Here is a 19969-nt window from a genome sequence, read left to right as displayed (position 1 = left end):
AATGAATCAAATAACCTTTTTAGGTTTGCTACAATTAATTGATTGAAAAAATAGCGTCAAATTGCCTTGTCATTTGTGGTAAAAATTATGTGTTTAAGCGTTAGATTATGCTATAGTGCGCCTGAAATTTTTAGGGTGAATTATGTTAGCTGAAAACTTAGAACTTATTGAAACTATTGGTTTGAATTTATTTTTTGCTTTTATCTTTATTTTCATTGGCTTATCAGTCCATGATGTAATGACAAAAAATGATGTTCCCAAAATGGGCCGTATGGTCGTTTATTTGGTTCTATTTTTAGGTTGTGCTGGCTTTATTGCCAAAGGCATTATTCAACTGGTTTGGGAAAGCCAAGGGGTTGGGTAAGAGTTAACAATGGCAAAAGAAGCAAGTGATTTAACCACTATTGATTTGTTTAGTGATGAAAAGCGTCCCGGGCGCCCAAAAACAAATCCTCATTCGCGTAGCGTGCAAGTAAAAATAAACAAGCGCAATCAAGTTAAACGCGATAAAAACAATGGCTTAAAACGAGTTGAGTTTAAAATACATCAAGACTTGTTTGAGCAACTCGACGACTTAGCTAAAGTTAAAGGTGTTAGTCGCGGAGAACTTATTGAGTCGATATTGAAAAATTCAATGACGACACCAGCATTAAATATTAGTAAATAAGGGTTTTATACCATGGCAATTGTAGGTTTATTTTTCGGTAGTGATACAGGCAATACTGAAGCTGTCAGCAAAACTATTCAAAAAAAGTTAGGCAAAAAATTAGTTGAAGTAAAAGACATCGCAAAAAGTACAAAAGAAGAAATAGCTGAATTTGATTTAATCATTTTAGGTATTCCAACTTGGTATTATGGCGAAAATCAATGTGATTGGGACGACTTCTTACCTGAGCTTGAAGAAGTAGACTTTACCGATAAGTTAGTCGCTATTTTTGGTTTAGGTGATCAAGAGGATTATTCTGAATACTTCTGTGACGCAATGGAACCTTTAAAAGATATTGCCGAGTCAAGAGGCGCAATTATTGTTGGTAACTGGTCAACTGAAGGTTATGAATTTGAAGCATCTAAAGCCTTAGTTGATGAAAAAACGTTTATTGGTTTATGTATTGATGAAGACCGTCAGCCAGAATTAACTGAAGCGAGAATTGACAAGTGGGTTACTCAAATATTTGAAGAAATGTGTTTAGCAGAACTTGCAGACTAATTTATTTCTTATAAGCCACTAATAATAAGCCTGTATCGACAGGCTTTTTTTTGTCTTACTTTTACCTAATTAGGTCAATAAAGTCGGTTTATTCTTCTGACGTATATATAAACGCCTATTTAGTTTAGCCACTAGCTCACCATCAATATTTTTGACATAAACATTGACCGTGGGTTGATATTTTTCACCATGACGGGTTTTTTCAATAATCTCATTAATAAAATCATCACTGACGTAAAAATCAGCTGTTACTTCGCCTTTCCCTGGTCTGATAAAGTCAATGTCAGCTGATTTATCCCAGACATAATATTGATTATCTAAACGCGCTAAAATCATTAACACATAAAAAGGGTCGGTCATCGAGAATAGTGAACCTCCAAAATGTGTGCCTAAAGCATTTTTATTCCATGCTCGCATTTTTAAACGCACCTTGGCTTGTCTAAAATCACTAGATAGCTCTGTAACTTTGATACCCGTAAATAAAAATGGCGGCCAAATATTTAGCAGTAATTTTAATAACCACGCTTTTCTTAACATCTAAATCTCCTTTGATCCTATAATCACTCGCTCATACAGCTCATCGTACCAGTAAAGCTATTGGTGTTTATACAAATTTCGAAAATCAAAGCCAATGAATTTACTATTCATTTCAACTAAGGCTTCCCTCAAGCAGAAGAACCCCCTATAATTTTGTTTAAATTACCGAATTAGAGAATTAAAGTTAATGGCAGACCAAAATGAAGAGCTAAAAAGAGCTGGATTAAAAATCACCCTGCCGCGAATCAAAATTCTCACTATTTTGCAAAATCCGAATAATCAGCATATTAGTGCGGAAGATGTTTACAAAATATTATTAGTGCAGAATGAAGAGATTGGCTTGGCTACCGTTTACCGTGTACTTAATCAATTTGACGATGCGGGCATTGTTAGTCGTCATCATTTTGAAGGCGGTAAATCAGTTTTCGAATTAAGTCATAAAAAGCATCACGACCATCTTGTTTGCTTAAAATGTGGCAAAGTAGTTGAGTTTGAAGATAACGTCATTGAACAACGCCAAGAAGATATTGCTAAATCACATAAAATAAAGCTAACAAACCATAGTTTATATTTATATGGTGAGTGTGAAGATGAAGAAGCTTGTGATTCATACCGAACATCTAATAGCTAAGTTGTAGTATGAATTTCGCTTAATAAAACCTGCTTTTAGCAGGTTTTTTCTTTACTGAACAACAATATAATTTCGACAAGTATTAAGATAAATTAGGTGTGTAAATAATCTTTTTCTAGACAAAGAAAAAGCGACATAAAAGTCGCTTTTTTCGTTACTAATTATAATGCTGCAAATCCATTTGCTAATTTTTAAATTTCCTAAATCATACGGAAATTATTTTTGGGTAATATCACTTTACTCAAACTTTATTACTATCCTTAATTAACATCCATTTCAGTACTAACTGTTCATTTAATTCCTTTAAATGACTCCGTATAAGCAGAGGTATTATCTCTGTGTTAAGTATCCCTTCTCAGCTAGTTTCATCCATAAATTTTCATTCATTATAAGCGTAGTAAATTAAGTTAACTTCAGCACTTGTTGTTGCATCCATTCATGTAAATCCATTTACCTTCCATTCCGTTGGAAATGTTAGTGTCCTTGCGGGTAAATCCTTTATCAACTGAATATTAACTTATACCACTTTCCATTTCGTACTTCCTATACGTGTTCAACAAATAGTATTTATCCCTTAAACTTATTTGTAGTGTTATCCATAACTTGTGTCGTCCTGACAAGATAAATATTAGCATTCATGTGTTTTGTCGCTAGCAAGGTAAACGAAATAAAATTAACGTTATTTTGTCTTTTTATCGAACAATTAAAATTTATTACTATTAAACATATAGTTACAAAGTGTTTCTTTTTACACTTACAAATTATTGTATGATCACTGACGTCATTGTGCGAAATGGCTTACACCAGAGGTGTGACTTTGTCGGAAGGTATCAAGATGATAAGTGATGGAATATGAAAATATCACTGAAAGTTAAAAGAAAATTGGTTACTCTTGCCAAAGTTTTCAGATCAAACAATATTTTTAGGAGTTTATGTGCTTTTGTTGAAGTCACTATTTTGTTTAACCGGTTCAGATAATCGTCGTCGATTCATCGCTATTCATATAAGTTGTTACTTGTTGTTTACCCTTACTAGCGCCATTTTTTCTTTTAACAACTTATTATCTTTTATGGCATTGTCTATTTTTGCAGGTATTTTTACTCTTTCAACAAAACGTCGTCTAAATGATGCCAACCTCAAGATAAGCTGGTTGCTGCCACCTACAGCCAGCTTTTTACTTGCTGGGTTAATTATCGTCATCAGTGATAACACCATAAGCTACTGGTTACTTTTACTCCCTTTAGCTATTTCTACATTCTTAATGACCTACAAAAGCCAAAAAATTAATCATATTCTTGGTTACGCTGGTGATGTCGATTTAACGGGCTATATAAAAAAAGGAAGTTCTCAACCTCAAAAACGTATAGAACCGACATTTAATCAGCACGAAGTAAAAGATTCATTGGCAAGCTCCTATCAAGATACCCCTGATACGTTGGCTCAACATGATAACAAAGCTAAAGACTCGCCTGTTTCCCCTGCTAATGATATTGGTGAAGCGATCAGGCTGAAGCTACTTAACAATAAACAGAAGGTATTAGTGTTAACAGTACTAATATTAATCATCATAATGGCAATAATTCTGCCATCGAGTATTACCTCAGTTGATGATGACGTTATAGCAGCAAACACTAATGAAACAACAGCCATAGAGCAATCAAAATTATCCCTGAGGCACGAAGTTACACTGCCTGATAACTTTTCTTTATTGGCATCATCTTTTGATGGTATTACTATAAAATGGCAGGGTGACAAATCTATTAGTGGTTTTTTATGGCAACAAATGACCGCACAAGGTGATAAAAGCTGTCAGGTTATCTCTTATGATAGTGGTGAAGTGATTAGAACATTGGACGTTAATCAAGAAAATAATGGTGACTATTTAGCGCGGTTTTCACCACTAGATACTAAAGTGATAATCAAGAATATTGCCATTAGAAGCAGCTTTACTTTATGTGGTTATACCTTTTCTCTTAAGGGTAGCCAAGCCATTTTAGGTAAGCACCCATATTATTCAACATTCCTTGAGAATTAAATTACTATATTTTAAGCAAAAAAATACGGCTCTAAGAGCCGTATTTCCTGAACTAGCTTATATGCATCCTGCATATTATATGTGTCCCGCTTCATCCATAAAGAACTGTCCGTAGTGTTTCCTAATAATCCTTTGCTTTCCATTCATCTTCCGTGATTGCAACTCGTCCTGAGTCACATCAATAGTGATATTTCATCCTTGGGCTTATTCCGTCAGCCGTTATTCCTTTAACCTAAATCCATTTAGTTCATTCGATGACTCCTGTCATCTGGCTTGTTCCTCTAGCCGTTATTCCTTTAACCTAAATCCGTTTAATTCCTTCGATGACTCCTGTCATCGGGCCTATTCCTTCAAGCGTCCTTTTAAGAGTACTCTACTCTATCGGTCTTCCTGACCTGCATCTTCCTGATGTGGTTAATATTACGTTAATTAAGATTTATTCGTACCCATAATAATATTTTATATTTAACGATATAAAAATGTAACAAGCATGTAAATATACAAAAACCAACATAATCAACAACTAAAGTATATAACACGTCTTTTTTTTTACATCTACTTACTCAATATCTTACATTAACGTAAGATATGTCTTACAAATATTTAATCAAAAATGCAATAGTCTGCAATAAATTGCGTGGTTCGTCACAAATAATAAGAAATGACTCACACGATGAGGAAATTTAACATTTAATTTACACCGGAGAAAATTTTGTAACCCGTCAACGATCCAATAAGGTCAGCAAAGATACGATAGCGGACATTCTCCACAGATATATATATGCATTCTTTGACGACAATTATTACCGATTAAACGAATAAGCTAACTGGCAAAGATGCCACCACAGAGGTCATTCGTCATCAAACTGTTAATGCTAACTTTGTGGCTAAATTGACTATGTCACTATAAGCGGACTAAGCTTCGATGAACCTTTATTTCCAAAGGGGTATTTTAAGTCAAAGTGAGTTGACCAATGAAAAAACTTTTAATTGTAGCGCATGCTCCTTCAGAAAATACACAATTAATGGTTGAAGCGATCTTGAAAGGTGCACAGCATTCTGATATTGAACAGGTTAAAACAAGCTGGATACCGCATTTAGAAACTACACATGAGGATGTATTAGCATGTGATGCGATAATTTTGGGGACGACTGAAAATCTCGGTTATATGAGTGGAACTTTGAAAGATTTTTTTGATCGCTGCTATTATCCTTGTCTGGAAGTAAAGCAGGGATTGCCTTGTGCGTTATATGTTCGTGCTGGGAATGATGGAACTGTTACTTGTCGGGCAGTCGAATCGATCTGTACAGGTTTGCGTTGGAATTGGATTCGACCACCATTATTGTGCCGTGGTGACTGGCAATTAACGTTTCTTGACCAATGTGAAGAACTTGGCATGACAATGGCTGCCGGACTTGATGTTGGAATTTATTAATTCGCCTTTTACATTGCAGGAGTCATAGCTGTCATAGCATCATCCAACCCGATTGAACATCACCATAACTGACTCCTGAGCCACCAAACCCGTCATTCATCATTTATCAGTTAACGCTAACAAAGTGCGCGTTACCGACGTTAGCTATTGAGTGCTTTTAAGGTCAACAAATCGCTAAAATTTCAAGTGTATTTAATTAATGAACTGTATTGTATAACCCTTGTAGTTATCGGGTATCATCCATTTTTTTTCGTAGAACCAGTGTTTTGATTTTGTTCTAATAGCCTCATGCTGTGCTACATCAAAATTACAATTCTCTATTTCCAATACTTTAGTTTCAGCAATTACATTTATAGATATATTTTCGAAGTTATGTAGCAAATAAGCTATAAAATATTGGGAAATTTTTTCAGTTGTCATATTTTCTAGTATCTTCTTTTTCGAGCTTTCAAGGACCTTATCAGGCACAAGGCTTTCAACCATAACATCGAGAGTTGGCATTTTTAACCCTTCAGATACCGACCTGTAACATTCTAGGTTAGATAGTGTACTTTTTGATCTCACACCGTACCCATCATCATCGTAGCCATCATCGTCATTTCCGCGGGATGAGTGATACGCATCATTATTTGGGTTCATTTGGTTTGAATGATTATCATCATCAGCTTTAGACATTGTTTATCTCCTTTATAACAATACGTACTATTCACATTAATAGAATGATATAAAAAATATAATAAATTAGCATCGCTTTTCTCAAATTATATTTTTGTCTTTTAATCAAAAAAAAATTTCATCTTATGAATTAACCTAGTTGAAATAGATCGTTAGATAAGCAAGGATTAACGTCAGCTCTACGTATCAACAGCGAACAAAAAACACGTTAAAAATTCGACGTTGCTAAAGACTCCTTTGTGGTATTTAAAGTCATTAGCCGCACAAAGAAAGAGGTTTAAATATGTTTACTTGGTTATTTCTATTTGTTTGCTATTCTTTATTTTAGTTGTTCAATTATTTACAAGGAAAGTAAAATGACCACCTACCAAATAAGACGTTTAAATCAATTAATAGATAAATTACTAACGCAGAAAATAACTAAATCCGAATTCATCGAATATCAACATCTCCATCATTTAATATATGGTAACAATGCTAAATAGAGTTGATCTAGGACCAAAAGAAGCATTGCGCAATGTAGAACTAATCAATGCGGATCTAGACTTCTTCTGTTGGTAAATCGCGGATATTTAGCACGCCCTTTGAGCTTTCAAGAGGTATAGGCTTGAATTTATCCTGACAGACAACTGAGCCACTAAACCCGCCAGGCACGATGTTGCCTCGGGATGACTTCAAAGTGCATAGAATGGACTAAATCAAATTTATTGTAGTGATACATTTTCTAATGCTATCTACTGAATGCATGTAACAAAGCAAAATCCCGTATTTCTAAAACCCAAATCAATAAACCATTCTTAATCTATTGAATTGTGATATATCGTTACCATATAAATTAAAAGGCGTGTAATTACCAATAAACGAATAAAATAAGTTTAAAAATTGAGTAAACTAATCAAAAGGATAAGTATATATGTCTAAAAGGCACCCACCCGAACCATTTGTTATATCCCCTGAAACACAGGCATGGTTGAATCAACCTTCAGGAACCAAAGTCCGTGGTGAAAAAAGAGGCACTACAATTGACCTAGCCAATATACCTGATGTTTACCTTAGCGAAGAAGCAAAGTTAGATATCGCACGGAAGCTTGCTGATTTGCATGCGTTTGAATCCAAGGCCCTAGAGAATGAACCTAAAAATACAACTCTACGTTATGGAAAAGAACCAAATACTATAATCGATTTAGCTAATATACCTGTTCAATTACTGAATGAAAAAACAAAGTTAGAAATAAATGAGTGCTTACGTGATAAATATCTAGATGATGAATTTACGCATGTCTAAGTAAAGACAAGGAACACTATAAGTCATTTAAACGGAAAATTAACAGTTGACCATCGCTTCTCTATTATAGCCAACCATTAACTTTCGCTTAATGAGGCGTTTTCCTGCACTACTTTATTGTGGATTACGTCAGCGGAATCACTCCATTTTAGTATTATAATTTCAAATAAGAGGAAATATATATGACCCAAGCAGTGTGTTTTAAATGTGGTGAAATCAAATTTGGAGCTTTCATGTTATGCTCTCATTGCAGTGCAACACCTTCCGCGGATGAAGATTTAGTTCTTTCTTTGTCTATGACAGATCACTATTTAGATCTTGCAACTTTGAAGCGAATTGGTGGAGATATTAAAATTGGTAAATTCCCACATCTAGATGAAGAATCACGTCAATACCTATTGAAAGAGTTACAGGAGTTTAAAAAAAATCCATTAAGTAATCTTATGCCTGCAAATGTTCCAGCTCCAGCTAAGAAAAAAAGCAAATGGTGGTCTTTTTAAAGTGTGGCGATTGTCATGACGTGGTCAAACTATAAGAATTTAAAGCGGCGTACGATACCAAATCTAATCCTAAACGTCATTCCGCCGTTAACTCTTAATGGCTTCAAAGTGGCAAAAGTTAGCGTTATGAGATGGGATTACACAGGCAGGTATGAGCTCAGGCTGTGTGAAAACACTCAGCTTACAATTTTTATGCAACGCTATGTAAATTCAAAGGTAGTTTGACACCAAACTTACTACAGATTTAAATCTACAGAGCCTTTTGTCGTTGATATTTCCAAATTACGCAAGTTCAAAATAGTTTTCACACAGCCTGAGCTTAAACCAGCCCCACAAGTGAGCAGTAAATTCCGGTTAGTATTTCCCTGAATATCATCATGACTTTGCAAAGGTTTAATGACTATATATGGCTAGCAGTTACCCTAAGGCTCAATTAATGCCTAACGACGGCAAAGATACGATAGCTGACATTAGCATCGATAGTTTTTTGAGCTATTTAGAGTGTTCAATCTATCTTGGTCATGACAGAGAACTAAGCCACCACAATAGACACTCGACAGGAGGTTTTTTGTATTTTAAATCAAGGGTTAAGCTTAATGTTTTTAGGCTTTAGGTAAACACAAATATGTGGTTCTGAATCAATTGATAACTGTTTACTTTTTACTACATCGAAAGAATCCATGTTTCCTATACTATGAATAGTTATTTCTTGATCGATATGATCTTTAACATCATTTTCATAGAGAACTGCTGACTCTTTGCCAGAAACTTTAATGCCTTTATGTAATTTAACCCATTCTGCTTGTGCTCTTATTATTGCTATTTTAGTTGCTTCCTCCTTATTAAGGCTTAAAGAAGCACACCCTTTTATTGTCTCTTCAACTGAGTTGACAAAAAAGGAAATAGCTAACAGAGACAATAAAGAAAAACGTAAAAGCATTTATACTCTCCAAAATATAGGCTTGTATTTTACAGCCTATATTCTACCTTTAAAAGTTACTTTCCTTCTAATGCCTAACTGCTTGGTGATATAGAATTTAATTGTTTATTGCGTGTAGCCTCTGTTTCAATTTTTTGCTGATGCTTAATCTCTTGTTTTTCTTTTTCTTGTGCTCGACGGTTATTTAAACGACGTTCGAAATCGTCGAATGCCTTAACTACAGAAGCTTCTGTGCTATCTTGTTTTTGTTCTTGTAATACTTTGTTATATTGTTCGTACGGCATTTTAAGTAAAATATACGCTACGTGTTTACCTTGCTGAGCTTTGACTTCCTGCTTCACAACGTCGTAACCTACAATAGGTACTTCATCAATAATTTTATCAATAAGAATTTCAGTTTGAGACTGTATTTCCCCTTTATCATTTTCTTTTTCAAATGACCTTTCAGAGCCTGATAGTAGTTGTTTGTATTGCTTTGCTAGTTCAAATTCGGCCTGCATTTTTGCCTTTTTCATGGCAAAAGAAAGCTTGTTACTTTCAGAAATACCTACAGCATAAAAACCTGAACCATCGGATTGGGGAGGCGCTAAGGCCCATTTAGGGATAGCATCAATTTCTTCTTCTCGTTTTTCTTGAGCAATTTCTAATTTTTGTTGTTCAAGCTCAAGACGCTGCTGTTCGAGAGCCATTTGTTGCTTAACGATGTCTTCATTAACTGTAGATGAACAACCAGAGAGTATAGCTGTGCTGATAAAAGCACTTAACAGTATCGTTTTTTTCATGGAGTCTTGTCCTATTTATTATTTTAATTAGCTTCGAGTAACTTTAGCTTCTATAGTTGTGATGTTTTCAGCTTCTGAGCGTGTTAGGTGAAATTTGATTGGGTTAGCATCATTTTTGTAACCTACACCAGATAAGTCTTCATTTTTCTTTTGTGTTGCACGAAAACAGATTTGACCACTATCCAAAGAAAACTTCCCTTTTCCTGAACTACATGCAGAAAATGATCCTGAAGGCCTAGACCAAACAAGCGGTATCGAAAACCTTTTTGAACCTAGGTTGATTTGAATATTTACACTTTGGCGCCCTAAATAGCTGAATAAAAGCTCAGTTAACGAAGTCTTTGCATCGGTTCCAGTATTTGAGGAATCTCTTATGCTTAAATCCTCTACTTGAATGGGTTTATTCCTCCGTTTATCAAACTCATATGTTGACAAGTGGGTGCTTAACGTTTTATATGATAATGTTGATGGCATTTTCCAGCTAACATTAACTAATGCCGTGTAACCATTGCCACTTTCTATAACATCAGTAATTTCTGCATTAACCTTTGTCTCCATCATAGGGCCAAAAAACTCAGTTTCGAGTTGTGCTTTAATTTGCTCAATCTTTCCTGAACTTTTTTTAGCCATTTGCAAAAGTGTGCCTTTACTAAAAACACGGGAAACCGCAGAAGCATTATTTTTAAAGCGATTAATGAGGTTGGTTTGGCGTTTTAGAATAGCTGATACTTGTTGAGTGTTAACATTTTTTTGCGCTAATAAGGTTTTGACTGTATTCAGCTCAACTAGCAACAGATCATTATCCTTTTTAAGCTTAGTTATTTGTTTAGCCTTTGCTTTATCACCTTGTATCGCTTTTATTCTATCTTTTAACTTTTCTTCATTAATGTTGGCGTTAGCTGAAATAGTTAAAGTGATAGTATTATTTTTGGTTGTTAGCTTTTCCTTAATATGGGTTAGTTTAATCATAGAGGCACTGATAACTTGAATGCTTTCTTCTAATGAATCATTTTTAAGGGTGCTGGTTGTTTGAATATAAGTGCCGGCTTCATTACTGGCCTTAATTTTTATCTGCTCAATGGCTAACTCCCTTGCTGTGGATTTGCTATCTCCATCTCCTAGTACGTAATCTACTTGGAAAGACTTTGTCCAAGTCGTGGCAAAGCTATTAGTGCATACCATCCATAAAACTAAAAATACTACTTTTTTCATAACCCTTACTCATTCCTTTGAAATAAATTATTAATACTATCTACAGTTATTCGTCATAGTTAAAAAATTAAAAAACAGTTTGAACAAAAAGCCTTAAAATTATATTTGTTAGCAACTGCGTTTATTATTATTGCTAAGTACAGGCAATAATAAGCTTGCAGAAGTCGTTGCTAAATGATACAAGTTTCTGGAAATGATTTTGTTGTTTATTTAATAAGCCGATGTTGAAGTTCTTCGTAGATATTACAATGATTTATAATTTTTTAACAAAGATATCAAAAATATTTAATCATAGCTAATAGTTATTTTATTTTATTTTTTAGTTACCGATTAATCGGCATATTAAATTTGAAAGGAAAACAATAGGGTTGTTATTGTATTGCAAGCTGTTATTCATGCAATTAAGCCGCATTACCAGTAGAATCATCGATACCAAGCCGATAATTTGTAATCAGTTGGTTTGATATGTCATCAGTTGATACCGATTCAAGATTAACGTGCTGATTTTAAAAAATAAGCATCAATACCATATCTTAATGGATTTCGACTGAAACAAGATAATAAAATTTAATATATGAGTACTAACGGTGTTTTATCCGTTGTCAGTCCGATTTGAAATTCACAGTCGGCGTTGAGCCTTAAATCTGTCTGATAAGCGAGCATAAGATCTCGGTAATATTACCTATAACATTGTCATGGATTCACAAAAACTTAAGGTCCGCTAATGGCTAATAAGTGACCATTCAGTACATAGCTTAGGAGGTTTTTAAATTTCCTTATTTTTTGTGACGTTTTTTATAGTTTTCTCACGATTTTTGACGAAAATTTTTCAATCGATTTAACTCAATCTAGCTACAGCCAAGAAAATCCTGAACGAGAGTTCTAATTATTCATGAAGATCCATAATTGTGCAGATCCTCCCTCCTTAATCATACAGGGTAACGCAGACAAGGATGTAGCGATTGTTTAAGGGGGAATTACGTTTAGAGAAGGTCAATCCCCTGGAGTTGAATCTCAATATATAGAGTTTGAGGATACGAGTCACTCGCCGACCATCGAACAGGATCAGCGCGGAGTATATGCGGTATTAAAGTGGTTTAAAAAGCATTTTTAATATGACTAATTAGCGTATGCCAAAAATATTAATGAGACGATTAAAAAGGTTATTTTTAAGCGTGATGTCTAGCAATAAACGTTTTCTACCCAAACTTTAATAATTTAGAGAGCGGTTGTTAGAGCATAGGGTTTATATTTCATCCTTTAAATAATAAAGGCACAAAGCTATTTTGTTAACTATGCCCACCTATGATTAGTTAATAACTTCTCGCCACAAGATAACTCGATCATTTCCTCTAAAGACTCCAAAGGTGGCTATCGCGCTAGGGTTTTCATTTAAAGTTTTCACTTCTACACCATTCCAGTGCCAATCGTATTGCAGCCATGGATATATGTTATAGATGACTTCTACCTTTCCTTGATTCCCTGATGCTACAGCAGGTAAAACAATTTGTCGCGTTACGCCATTAGGTAAATCATCAATATCTACAAATGCACCCGAAACAGCAGGAATATCAGCAGAATCAAGGCCAACATCATTAAGCGAGCCGAAACTAACATTAGTCGAATTGTATTGGATACAAGTATCAGTATCAGCTAAAACAAAGTTAGTGCCATCAAAATACTCTACTGATAAAACTTGCCCTATACGGGACGTTTCTGGACCAAAGCTGTTGTTAAGAGAAGCTCGACCAAAACGAATTTCTTTCCCTTCAGGGTTCAAAGCCCATAAGCGACCATTATCGGTATCACCATCACTGTCAATAGCGACTACGCTATCTGTGTCACTTACGGCTGCAATTCCTAATTCTATTTTAGCTGGGAAAGGAGTTATCTCTGTATTTTGATCTCGAAGGTAAACAAAGTTATCCTCAGCGTTAAATGCGTAAGTAATAACTCCTCCGCTCTCTTCAAGAAAAACCCCTTCACTTAAATTGGCAGTAAGCTTAACTTTCGCACCAAGTAAATCAAGAGTGTCAGCATCTTCTGTTGGCGTAATATAGGTAACATTACTCGGTAAAAGTTTTATGAAATCTCCCGTGTAATTACTTGTTGTTGTGCAAGTTCCACTAGGACAGATTGATGATTTTGCCGTAATGAATAATTCAGGAGCAAATTGATATTGCAACGATCCTTTACTTGAAATTGATGATGTCGATGTTCTACTCATTTGCCCGCTATAAGCGAAAGTCATTGCTGGAAAGGGGTTATTAATATCACAAACCGACATTAGATCGCCATCCAGACCCGTTGTTAATTCAAAATGATGAGGGATAAAGCGACCAACATAAGGTGCTACTCCTGTAATATCACCTGCCCCTAAATAAGTACCATTCGTTAAATTTGCAGCAAATTTGACAATACCTACTTCGTCATAAGTCATACTTTTATTATTATTAACACCATTAGTAGCAATACCATTACTAAAATCAGTAAAACTGACATTGGTTAAAACCCCTTCTGTACCTAGGGTTGGCAGATAAAGGCTATCGGTTATAATAGCGTTTTCTGATGTGGCTTCATTACCAAAGTTAACAGTAGTGGTATTATCAGATAAATCAGCACCTGTATCTGGTATTCCATTTCCATCACTGTCATCTGTGGCTTGCCACTGTACGGCTGTTAAACTTGTAGTAAAATCATCCCCTGCTTTTTTAAAAGCACTATTAACTTGATTAGCACTCTGTGCTTTTGGGTTGCCATTAACATTAATATAAAACCCAAGCGGCCTAACCACAAAAGCGCTAGACGAACCGAGCATATAATTACCTGTTGGGTCGCCATTTTCATCACGAATATTATATCTAGCATGAAGTTGTACTTTGCCCGCATCAGGATAAGTAAAAATAAATTCTGCACTGTTTACGGCTTCGTTACTAAAATTAAGAGCCACACCCGTATACGTTTTGCTCGCCGCATTATTTAAAGTTTTAATAGGGATATCAGTGCTTAAGTTATTGATTGTTACTTGGCTACCTGCACACTCGTTAGGGTCAACACAAGTTGCTAGCATTTCAATAGTGTTGCTATCAATAAATGCTGCCTGACAAGCACCCGTTGTAGGGTTTTTCTTTACCGCTTGTACTTTTAATGTACTCGCTTTATAACCAGTATTTGAGGGCTTGGCTGATAATTGCTCTGGAATAGCTGTCCCTTCTGTATCGGAGAAAAATCGAAAACCAGTATCTTCAAAAACTACATCACAGCTTGCTGAAGCATCATTTTTACACTTATAAGTTTGATCTAAGCTTAATGTAGCCGCTCCTGGATTGGTGAAGTCAAAACTGACACCGGTGCGACCAACAACGGTCACTGTTTGATTTACCATACCATTAATTGCTAGTTCTACGTCCGTAGCGTCTAAGTTAACTGTATTACAATCGGCATCTGCACAAGCTTTTATGATGATACTTTCAGCTTCACAAGTTAAACCACTCCCATCATGTTCAATTTCGTAGTGATCAATAATAGGATCACCACAGTTATTGGTAAAATCCTTGAAAGTACCGACCAATGCTAGACCACCAGCTTGTTCATTTGTGTGATAAGTATCAGTGTCTCTGTCACTGTCTTCGACAATACTAAACCCAACATTTACAGGTGAGATAGCACACCGTTTTAGCCAACCACCGTCACCACCATTACGAGTGTTCTGGGTGGCAATAATAAGTGGGTTGTCGCTATAACTGCCAATTAAGTTGAATATACGGCAACTATTTAGACCTTCGATATTATTGCCTGTTTGAAAAGATTCATATCTTATATCATCCGTTAGCTGTCCAATAACACCTTGGGTAATAGCCAAATAACCTATGGTTTCATTGGAAGCAATAGTTCCTGTGTTTGTTTCTGCTCGATCTAAAGCCATATTAAACTGAGTTTTAGTAACACTTCTAATAGCGGTAACTAAAAAGGGCTCTGAAATAGGGAAAGGGCCGTCTGGATTATTTACGTTGGGTTCATTATTCATTGTCTGAATGGATGCAATGATAGAGGGTGGTTGTGAAAACCCTAAATCGGTAATATCAACAGTATCCCAAGAACTACCGCTAAAATATCTCCCTTGAAAACGTTTAGTATCCAATGTGCTCACCCGCATTTTAGCACCTCCATCTAGATCATAATCTCCTTCTACAATAGCCAAAAAATCTACTGTTTGAGCTATGTTACCTGCGGGTGCGCTAGGGTTGGCTTTTTCTGGTGATTCCACCTGAGCAATATCAAAACCACTTTCTGTAACATTGCTGATCCTAAGTGCAAGGCGATCACTATTACTCGCAGTAGTAGGTAAACTAAAAACCACTGGAGCAACTGAAAAAGGTGTATCAAAACAAACATGAGTAAATGAAGGGTTATCTGCTGTGTTATTTAAGGTAATACGCCCTGCGACCACTTCAATTTCGCCACAAGCTACTGGGTCGCGCGTTGAGCCATCGGCATTGTCACCGGCTTTTTGCTTGGCATATATATTAGCTATTCTATCGGAGTTAAGTACAGCATCATAAATTTGAAACTCATCTAGTTTTCCTTCAAAACCTTGAGCCACAGAAAAGTCACCACCAAATTCATCTTGTTCTTGGCCAATAACAATTGCATTACTATTAGTGACAGATAAAACACCGCTATTAACACCATCATCACAATCTTGTTCATTACCATCAACAAATAAGCAAACATCTTCACCCCTTCGGGTAAGGGCAATATGATGCCATGAGCCATCAGTGAGTTCGATACTACTTGTTAAGGTTTCACTGTTATCTCTAACTTTAATATAAACTTCGTATTCATCTTTAAGGAACACCTCTAATTCATCATCGTTTTCATTATCACCTAATGCATGAAAAACTTCCTGCTGAGCTTTATCTACAGTTGTATTAACCCAGAAACTCACCGAGAAGTCATCTAGGCCATTAACAGAACCACTAGGCACCATAACCCAGTCATTAATGCCATCAGCAGTTAAGTCGAGTGACCGATTAATAACAGCATCATCAACAGGATCTAATACACCAAAGGTTTTACCAGAATAATCTCCCGTTTGATCAAAAACCTCATCATCAGCCCCAGTGTAGCTGCAATCATCAAAACGGTAATCTAAGATTAAACTCGCGGCTTTAACAATTGTTCCAGTAGCAGTTGCATCAGTGATAGAACCTGCACTTGCATTACTTAATGTAAGAGTAAAGTCACCACTCCCTAAAGGTGAAGTAATAATATTTACTGTACTAGAGATATCACCCTCGAATATCGTTACCGTGCCATTAGCGCTCGTATAATCAGTTCCTGAAGTAGCAGCACCATTTGAGGTGGCATAATCCAAGGTAATATCTTCGGAGTAACTACTCGTCAGCTCAATAGTAAAAGTGGCAATATCGCCAGCATCAATACTTATATCATCAACAGAAATATCGGGCTCATTTCCAATCACCGTAATACCAAATGTAATTGAAAAAACATCACTTTCTTTGTTGGTGTCACAACCATCTTTTCTATAGGCATAAAAAGAAATAGTATAACTACCTGCTGTTGAAGGTGCAGTAATATCAAAACCACGATTATAAGTGCCCGCACGTTCTATATTAGCGTCATTATTGCAAGTAGTCGTACCATTTAATATGTAAGAAGTGGATCGCCAACGCCCATTATCACCGTTCCCATCGGTAGTGACATTAAGTAGCACTGATATTGTTTCGCTCGCTGAAACTATTGTAGTTGGAGTACCATTAAGTAGTACACTATTAATAACTCTCTCAGCTTGACTCGGCAGTGAAAAACAAAGTAACAAAATAGCTAATATTAATACGTTTTTCACGGTGTGATCCTTCCCTATACTATCTGACTAGAACAAGCATTTAAAATGCATCTACATATTGACATAATCTTAGATTGTATTTTGCTTTATCAACAAGTTGCCATTTTTACAACAAATAAGTTTGGTCGCTTGATGAAAGCTTTCATCATCAAAACTCTGTCTTGGCAAAAAATAAAATATAGGCAATGTTAACAAAATAAAGCAAAGGTAACGCTAAGTAGCTAAAGTTGCAATATAAAGAGGTGAAATTGACTGACCACTAAATAAAAATGGATACTCACTTGTATCCATTTTTACTGATTCAAACAACCTATAGCTTACGACTGTTAATAAACCTGTTAAATAACGAGACCATAAAGATATTATTTATCTTTATGGTCGACCCTGTAACAGATTTTGTGTAACTGCCAGGTTTAAATAACATCTTTCAAACGGTCTTCAAATTCAATCATAAAACGATTCAAGGCCGTTTTCCAATTTCTTATCGGCATCGTCCACTTTTTAGATGCTTGTTCAATCGCTAAATAGATAACTTTTTTAGCCGAATCATCATGCGGAAATAGTTTACGCTTTTTAATAGCCTTACGGATAACACTGTTCAATGACTCAATCGCATTGGTGGTATAAATGGCTTTGCGTATATCATTAGGATAGTTAAATATTGTGCTGACGTTTTGCCAGTTACTGCGCCACGAACGCGATATACTGGGGTATTTACTGTCCCAGCGTTGCTCAAATTGGTCGAGCGCCATCAAGCCTTCTTCTTCGGTTACTGATTGATATATTTGCTTTAAGTCACCAGTAACAGTCTTATAATCTTTCCATGGCACAAGCTTCAATGAATTACGCACCATATGCACAATACAGAGCTGTACCTGCGTTTGGGGATAAACGGTATTAATGGCATCAGGAAAACCTTTAAGGCCATCGACACAGGCGATGAGAATATCTTTTACCCCTCGATTTTGAAGTTCAGTTAACACGTTGAGCCAGAACTTAGCCCCTTCATTTTCGGATATCCACATGCCGAGCAATTCTTTATGGCCTTCAATATTGACGCCTAAAGCCAGATAAACTGCTTTATTAATAACGCGTTTGTCTTGCCTGATTTTAACCACTAAACAGTCCAAATAAACAATGGGGTAAATCGCATCGAGTGGCCTGGCTTGCCATTCAATCACTTGCTCAATAACGGCGTTCGTTACACGAGAAATAAGCGAGGGTGACACATCAGCATCGTACATTTCCTTGAAGGTAGCGACGATATCACGCGTGGTCATGCCCTTGGAATACAGGTATAAAATTTTGTCGTCCATCGAGGTGAAGCGGGTTTGGTTTTTCTTCACAAGTTGAGGTTCAAAGCTTGAATCTCTATCGCGTGGGGCATCTAAATCGACTTGACCATCTTCGGTTCTGATAGTCTTCGATGAATAACCATTACGGTAGTTATTTTGCTGAGATTGTTCATGGCGAGCGTAACCAAGGTGTTCGTCTAGTTCAGCATTAAGTGCTGCTTCGACCGTTATCTTGGTTAACATTCTACGAAAGTCAGTTAAGTCTGCTTCCGTCTTAATTGATTTAGCCGCTTGCTTACCAAACGCTTCGAGTTCTTTCTTATTCATAATCTGCCTATCCTTAACCCTACATGGGTATTAATAATAGGCAGTTACACAGATTTTGTTACAGGGTCTTATGGTCGTTAATATCTATCCATGAATTACCTCAAAAATATCTTTAAATGAGGTTTTAGTAATAATATCAATATGTAAATGTAATTTACGCGCAATATCACTCGAAGATATAACACCTCTTATATGGTGATTACTCCTATCAACAACTAAACAATGGCGTAATCCATAATTTTTTAATGTTGAAACAACATCATTAACCTTAGCATTTTCAATATCTTTGTAATCAAGTGCGTGTAGCATAGACCTTGGTATCATCATATCTTTTACTAGTATTTCATCTCTAGCAATGCCCTTCGCAACTTCTGCTACGATACTTTGCTCTGACAACTCATTGGTACTCACTATACCTAAAAAATCATTGTTTGTTGACACAACTATTTTCATTTTTACATGTGCTTTGAGCATCAACTTTAAAGTATCGGCAGCATCAGTATCCCCTTCAATCACTAACGCCTTATGTTCTTTAAAATCAGTAAAGATATCTGTAGCTGGCGATGTTAAAGATATATTGTTAAAATCTTCTGGTGATATAATCTTATCTATTAAATCTAAATCAAATAACTGTAAACTGGTCATAATTACTACTCACTTTATTAAGAATCATCTTGTCTGTAACAGAAAAACACATACTAAATAAATGATATTTTCCTGCTGCTTAATCAAGGTTTTAATCGTGTTACTCAGTTAATTAAACGCTTGATTAAAAGCATCTTTTGTATAATTACAAATCACTTTTATATTGATGTTTTTTCTGCCTAGTAAATGAAATATGACAGCCGAACTTAGCATGACCTTTTCGACAACTATCAAGCTCAAAAGTAACGTGAACACAATGAATTAAATGTGTGTGTATACTAAGGTTTATACGATTTTATTAACGTAGGATTTTAATTTTGCGTCCTACGTTTAATAACAAAATATCGTTGATAGCATCTTAAATAAATCTCCACAAAAAAATTGTCGAGATTAGGTCAAAAATCAATATTTAAATGGCCTGATTAAAAGCAATGAAATTTATACGATTTTTAAGGGAGGAGCTCTTGGGTGCAGGTATTGAAATTTGTCATTCAATAATATGATGTTTTTGTTTGTTGAGATTTTAAATAGATAGGTAACTTGGTTGATGCGATTATTTGTTTTATTGCTGATAAGCAATACATCAGGTTCTG

16 protein-coding genes are annotated in these 19969 nt (G+C 35.6%); 8 read left to right on the top strand and 8 right to left on the bottom strand.

Going from position 1 to position 19969, the window contains the following annotated elements; all coding sequences use genetic code 11:
• Positions 1-142: 142 nt before the first annotated feature.
• The 3 genes from H4J70_RS11960 to fldA are packed head-to-tail and all read left to right on the top strand — an operon-like array spanning position 143 to position 1207.
• Entirely contained in the window at positions 143-364 is a 222-nt protein-coding gene (locus tag H4J70_RS11960; protein ID WP_070376277.1) for a DUF2788 domain-containing protein, read from the top strand.
• Positions 365-373: 9 nt separating this feature from the next.
• Positions 374-667 carry a LexA regulated protein gene (ybfE, locus tag H4J70_RS11955; protein ID WP_182217720.1) on the top strand — a complete coding sequence of 98 codons (294 nt, stop codon included), beginning with the start codon at positions 374-376 and terminating at the stop codon, positions 665-667.
• Positions 668-679: 12 nt separating this feature from the next.
• Positions 680-1207 carry a flavodoxin FldA gene (fldA, locus tag H4J70_RS11950; RefSeq protein WP_070376275.1) on the top strand — a complete coding sequence of 176 codons (528 nt, stop codon included), beginning with the start codon at positions 680-682 and terminating at the stop codon, positions 1205-1207.
• A 69-nt stretch (positions 1208-1276) separates the two neighbouring features.
• Here the strand turns inward: fldA and H4J70_RS11945 are convergent, their stop codons facing one another.
• Entirely contained in the window at positions 1277-1744 is a 468-nt protein-coding gene (locus H4J70_RS11945; RefSeq protein WP_182171757.1) for a DUF4442 domain-containing protein, read from the bottom strand.
• Between the two features lie 187 nt (positions 1745-1931).
• Between H4J70_RS11945 and fur the strand changes: the two genes are divergently transcribed.
• From fur to H4J70_RS11930, 3 genes are all read left to right on the top strand, one after another.
• Entirely contained in the window at positions 1932-2375 is a 444-nt protein-coding gene (gene fur / locus H4J70_RS11940; RefSeq protein WP_070376273.1) for a ferric iron uptake transcriptional regulator, read from the top strand.
• A gap of 940 nt (positions 2376-3315) precedes the next feature.
• The gene (locus tag H4J70_RS11935; RefSeq protein ID WP_182217722.1) at positions 3316-4410 is read left to right on the top strand and encodes a hypothetical protein; all 1095 of its coding nucleotides are present in this window, start codon (positions 3316-3318) and stop codon (positions 4408-4410) included.
• A 974-nt stretch (positions 4411-5384) separates the two neighbouring features.
• Positions 5385-5846, top strand: coding sequence for a flavodoxin family protein (locus H4J70_RS11930; RefSeq protein ID WP_182251207.1), 462 nt, complete (start codon positions 5385-5387; stop codon positions 5844-5846).
• 192 nt (positions 5847-6038) lie between these two features.
• Here the strand turns inward: H4J70_RS11930 and H4J70_RS11925 are convergent, their stop codons facing one another.
• Positions 6039-6521, bottom strand: a complete 483-nt coding sequence (locus H4J70_RS11925) for a hypothetical protein (RefSeq protein ID WP_182251211.1) — start codon at positions 6519-6521, stop codon at positions 6039-6041.
• A 913-nt stretch (positions 6522-7434) separates the two neighbouring features.
• On the opposite strand from H4J70_RS11925, the gene H4J70_RS11920 reads away from it, so the two are divergent.
• Both H4J70_RS11920 and H4J70_RS11915 read left to right on the top strand, forming a co-directional pair.
• The gene (locus tag H4J70_RS11920; protein WP_182251206.1) at positions 7435-7806 is read left to right on the top strand and encodes a hypothetical protein; all 372 of its coding nucleotides are present in this window, start codon (positions 7435-7437) and stop codon (positions 7804-7806) included.
• A gap of 182 nt (positions 7807-7988) precedes the next feature.
• On the top strand, positions 7989-8306 hold the full coding sequence (locus tag H4J70_RS11915) for a hypothetical protein (RefSeq protein WP_182251205.1): 318 nt from the start codon (positions 7989-7991) through the stop codon (positions 8304-8306).
• A gap of 580 nt (positions 8307-8886) precedes the next feature.
• Here H4J70_RS11915 and H4J70_RS11910 read toward each other — a convergent pair.
• From H4J70_RS11910 to H4J70_RS11885, 6 genes are all read right to left on the bottom strand, one after another.
• A complete protein-coding gene (locus tag H4J70_RS11910; RefSeq protein ID WP_182251204.1) occupies positions 8887-9246 on the bottom strand; it encodes a hypothetical protein in 360 nt (119 codons plus the stop codon).
• A gap of 74 nt (positions 9247-9320) precedes the next feature.
• Positions 9321-10028, bottom strand: a complete 708-nt coding sequence (locus tag H4J70_RS11905; RefSeq protein ID WP_182251203.1) for a hypothetical protein — start codon at positions 10026-10028, stop codon at positions 9321-9323.
• A 27-nt stretch (positions 10029-10055) separates the two neighbouring features.
• Complete coding sequence (locus H4J70_RS11900) at positions 10056-11240, bottom strand: hypothetical protein (RefSeq protein ID WP_182251202.1); 1185 nt, start codon at positions 11238-11240, stop codon at positions 10056-10058.
• Positions 11241-12549: 1309 nt separating this feature from the next.
• On the bottom strand, positions 12550-17109 hold the full coding sequence (locus tag H4J70_RS11895; RefSeq protein WP_182251201.1) for a DUF6701 domain-containing protein: 4560 nt from the start codon (positions 17107-17109) through the stop codon (positions 12550-12552).
• Positions 17110-17522: 413 nt separating this feature from the next.
• Entirely contained in the window at positions 17523-18731 is a 1209-nt protein-coding gene (locus H4J70_RS11890; RefSeq protein ID WP_182251200.1) for an IS256 family transposase, read from the bottom strand.
• An 84-nt stretch (positions 18732-18815) separates the two neighbouring features.
• Positions 18816-19376: a CBS domain-containing protein gene (locus tag H4J70_RS11885; protein WP_182222495.1), complete on the bottom strand. Its 561-nt coding sequence runs from the start codon at positions 19374-19376 to the stop codon at positions 18816-18818.
• Positions 19377-19969: the final 593 nt, after the last annotated feature.

Origin of the sequence: Colwellia sp. BRX8-9, assembly GCF_014077245.1 — a bacterium.
Taxonomy (GTDB): domain Bacteria; phylum Pseudomonadota; class Gammaproteobacteria; order Enterobacterales; family Alteromonadaceae; genus Colwellia_A.
This window is presented reverse-complemented; position numbering and strand designations above follow the sequence as displayed.

What these genes read in the sequence shown, in the direction of transcription:
- H4J70_RS11960 (WP_070376277.1), top strand. Translation starts at nt 143, where the DNA reads ATGTTAGCTGAAAACTTAGAACTTATTGAAACTATTGGTTTGAATTTA.
- ybfE (WP_182217720.1), top strand. Translation starts at nt 374, where the DNA reads ATGGCAAAAGAAGCAAGTGATTTAACCACTATTGATTTGTTTAGTGAT.
- fldA (WP_070376275.1), top strand. Translation starts at nt 680, where the DNA reads ATGGCAATTGTAGGTTTATTTTTCGGTAGTGATACAGGCAATACTGAA.
- H4J70_RS11945 (WP_182171757.1), bottom strand. Translation starts at nt 1,744, where the DNA reads ATGTTAAGAAAAGCGTGGTTATTAAAATTACTGCTAAATATTTGGCCG.
- fur (WP_070376273.1), top strand. Translation starts at nt 1,932, where the DNA reads ATGGCAGACCAAAATGAAGAGCTAAAAAGAGCTGGATTAAAAATCACC.
- H4J70_RS11930 (WP_182251207.1), top strand. Translation starts at nt 5,385, where the DNA reads ATGAAAAAACTTTTAATTGTAGCGCATGCTCCTTCAGAAAATACACAA.
- H4J70_RS11925 (WP_182251211.1), bottom strand. Translation starts at nt 6,521, where the DNA reads ATGTCTAAAGCTGATGATGATAATCATTCAAACCAAATGAACCCAAAT.
- H4J70_RS11920 (WP_182251206.1), top strand. Translation starts at nt 7,435, where the DNA reads ATGTCTAAAAGGCACCCACCCGAACCATTTGTTATATCCCCTGAAACA.
- H4J70_RS11915 (WP_182251205.1), top strand. Translation starts at nt 7,989, where the DNA reads ATGACCCAAGCAGTGTGTTTTAAATGTGGTGAAATCAAATTTGGAGCT.
- H4J70_RS11910 (WP_182251204.1), bottom strand. Translation starts at nt 9,246, where the DNA reads ATGCTTTTACGTTTTTCTTTATTGTCTCTGTTAGCTATTTCCTTTTTT.
- H4J70_RS11905 (WP_182251203.1), bottom strand. Translation starts at nt 10,028, where the DNA reads ATGAAAAAAACGATACTGTTAAGTGCTTTTATCAGCACAGCTATACTC.
- H4J70_RS11900 (WP_182251202.1), bottom strand. Translation starts at nt 11,240, where the DNA reads ATGAAAAAAGTAGTATTTTTAGTTTTATGGATGGTATGCACTAATAGC.
- H4J70_RS11890 (WP_182251200.1), bottom strand. Translation starts at nt 18,731, where the DNA reads ATGAATAAGAAAGAACTCGAAGCGTTTGGTAAGCAAGCGGCTAAATCA.
- H4J70_RS11885 (WP_182222495.1), bottom strand. Translation starts at nt 19,376, where the DNA reads ATGACCAGTTTACAGTTATTTGATTTAGATTTAATAGATAAGATTATA.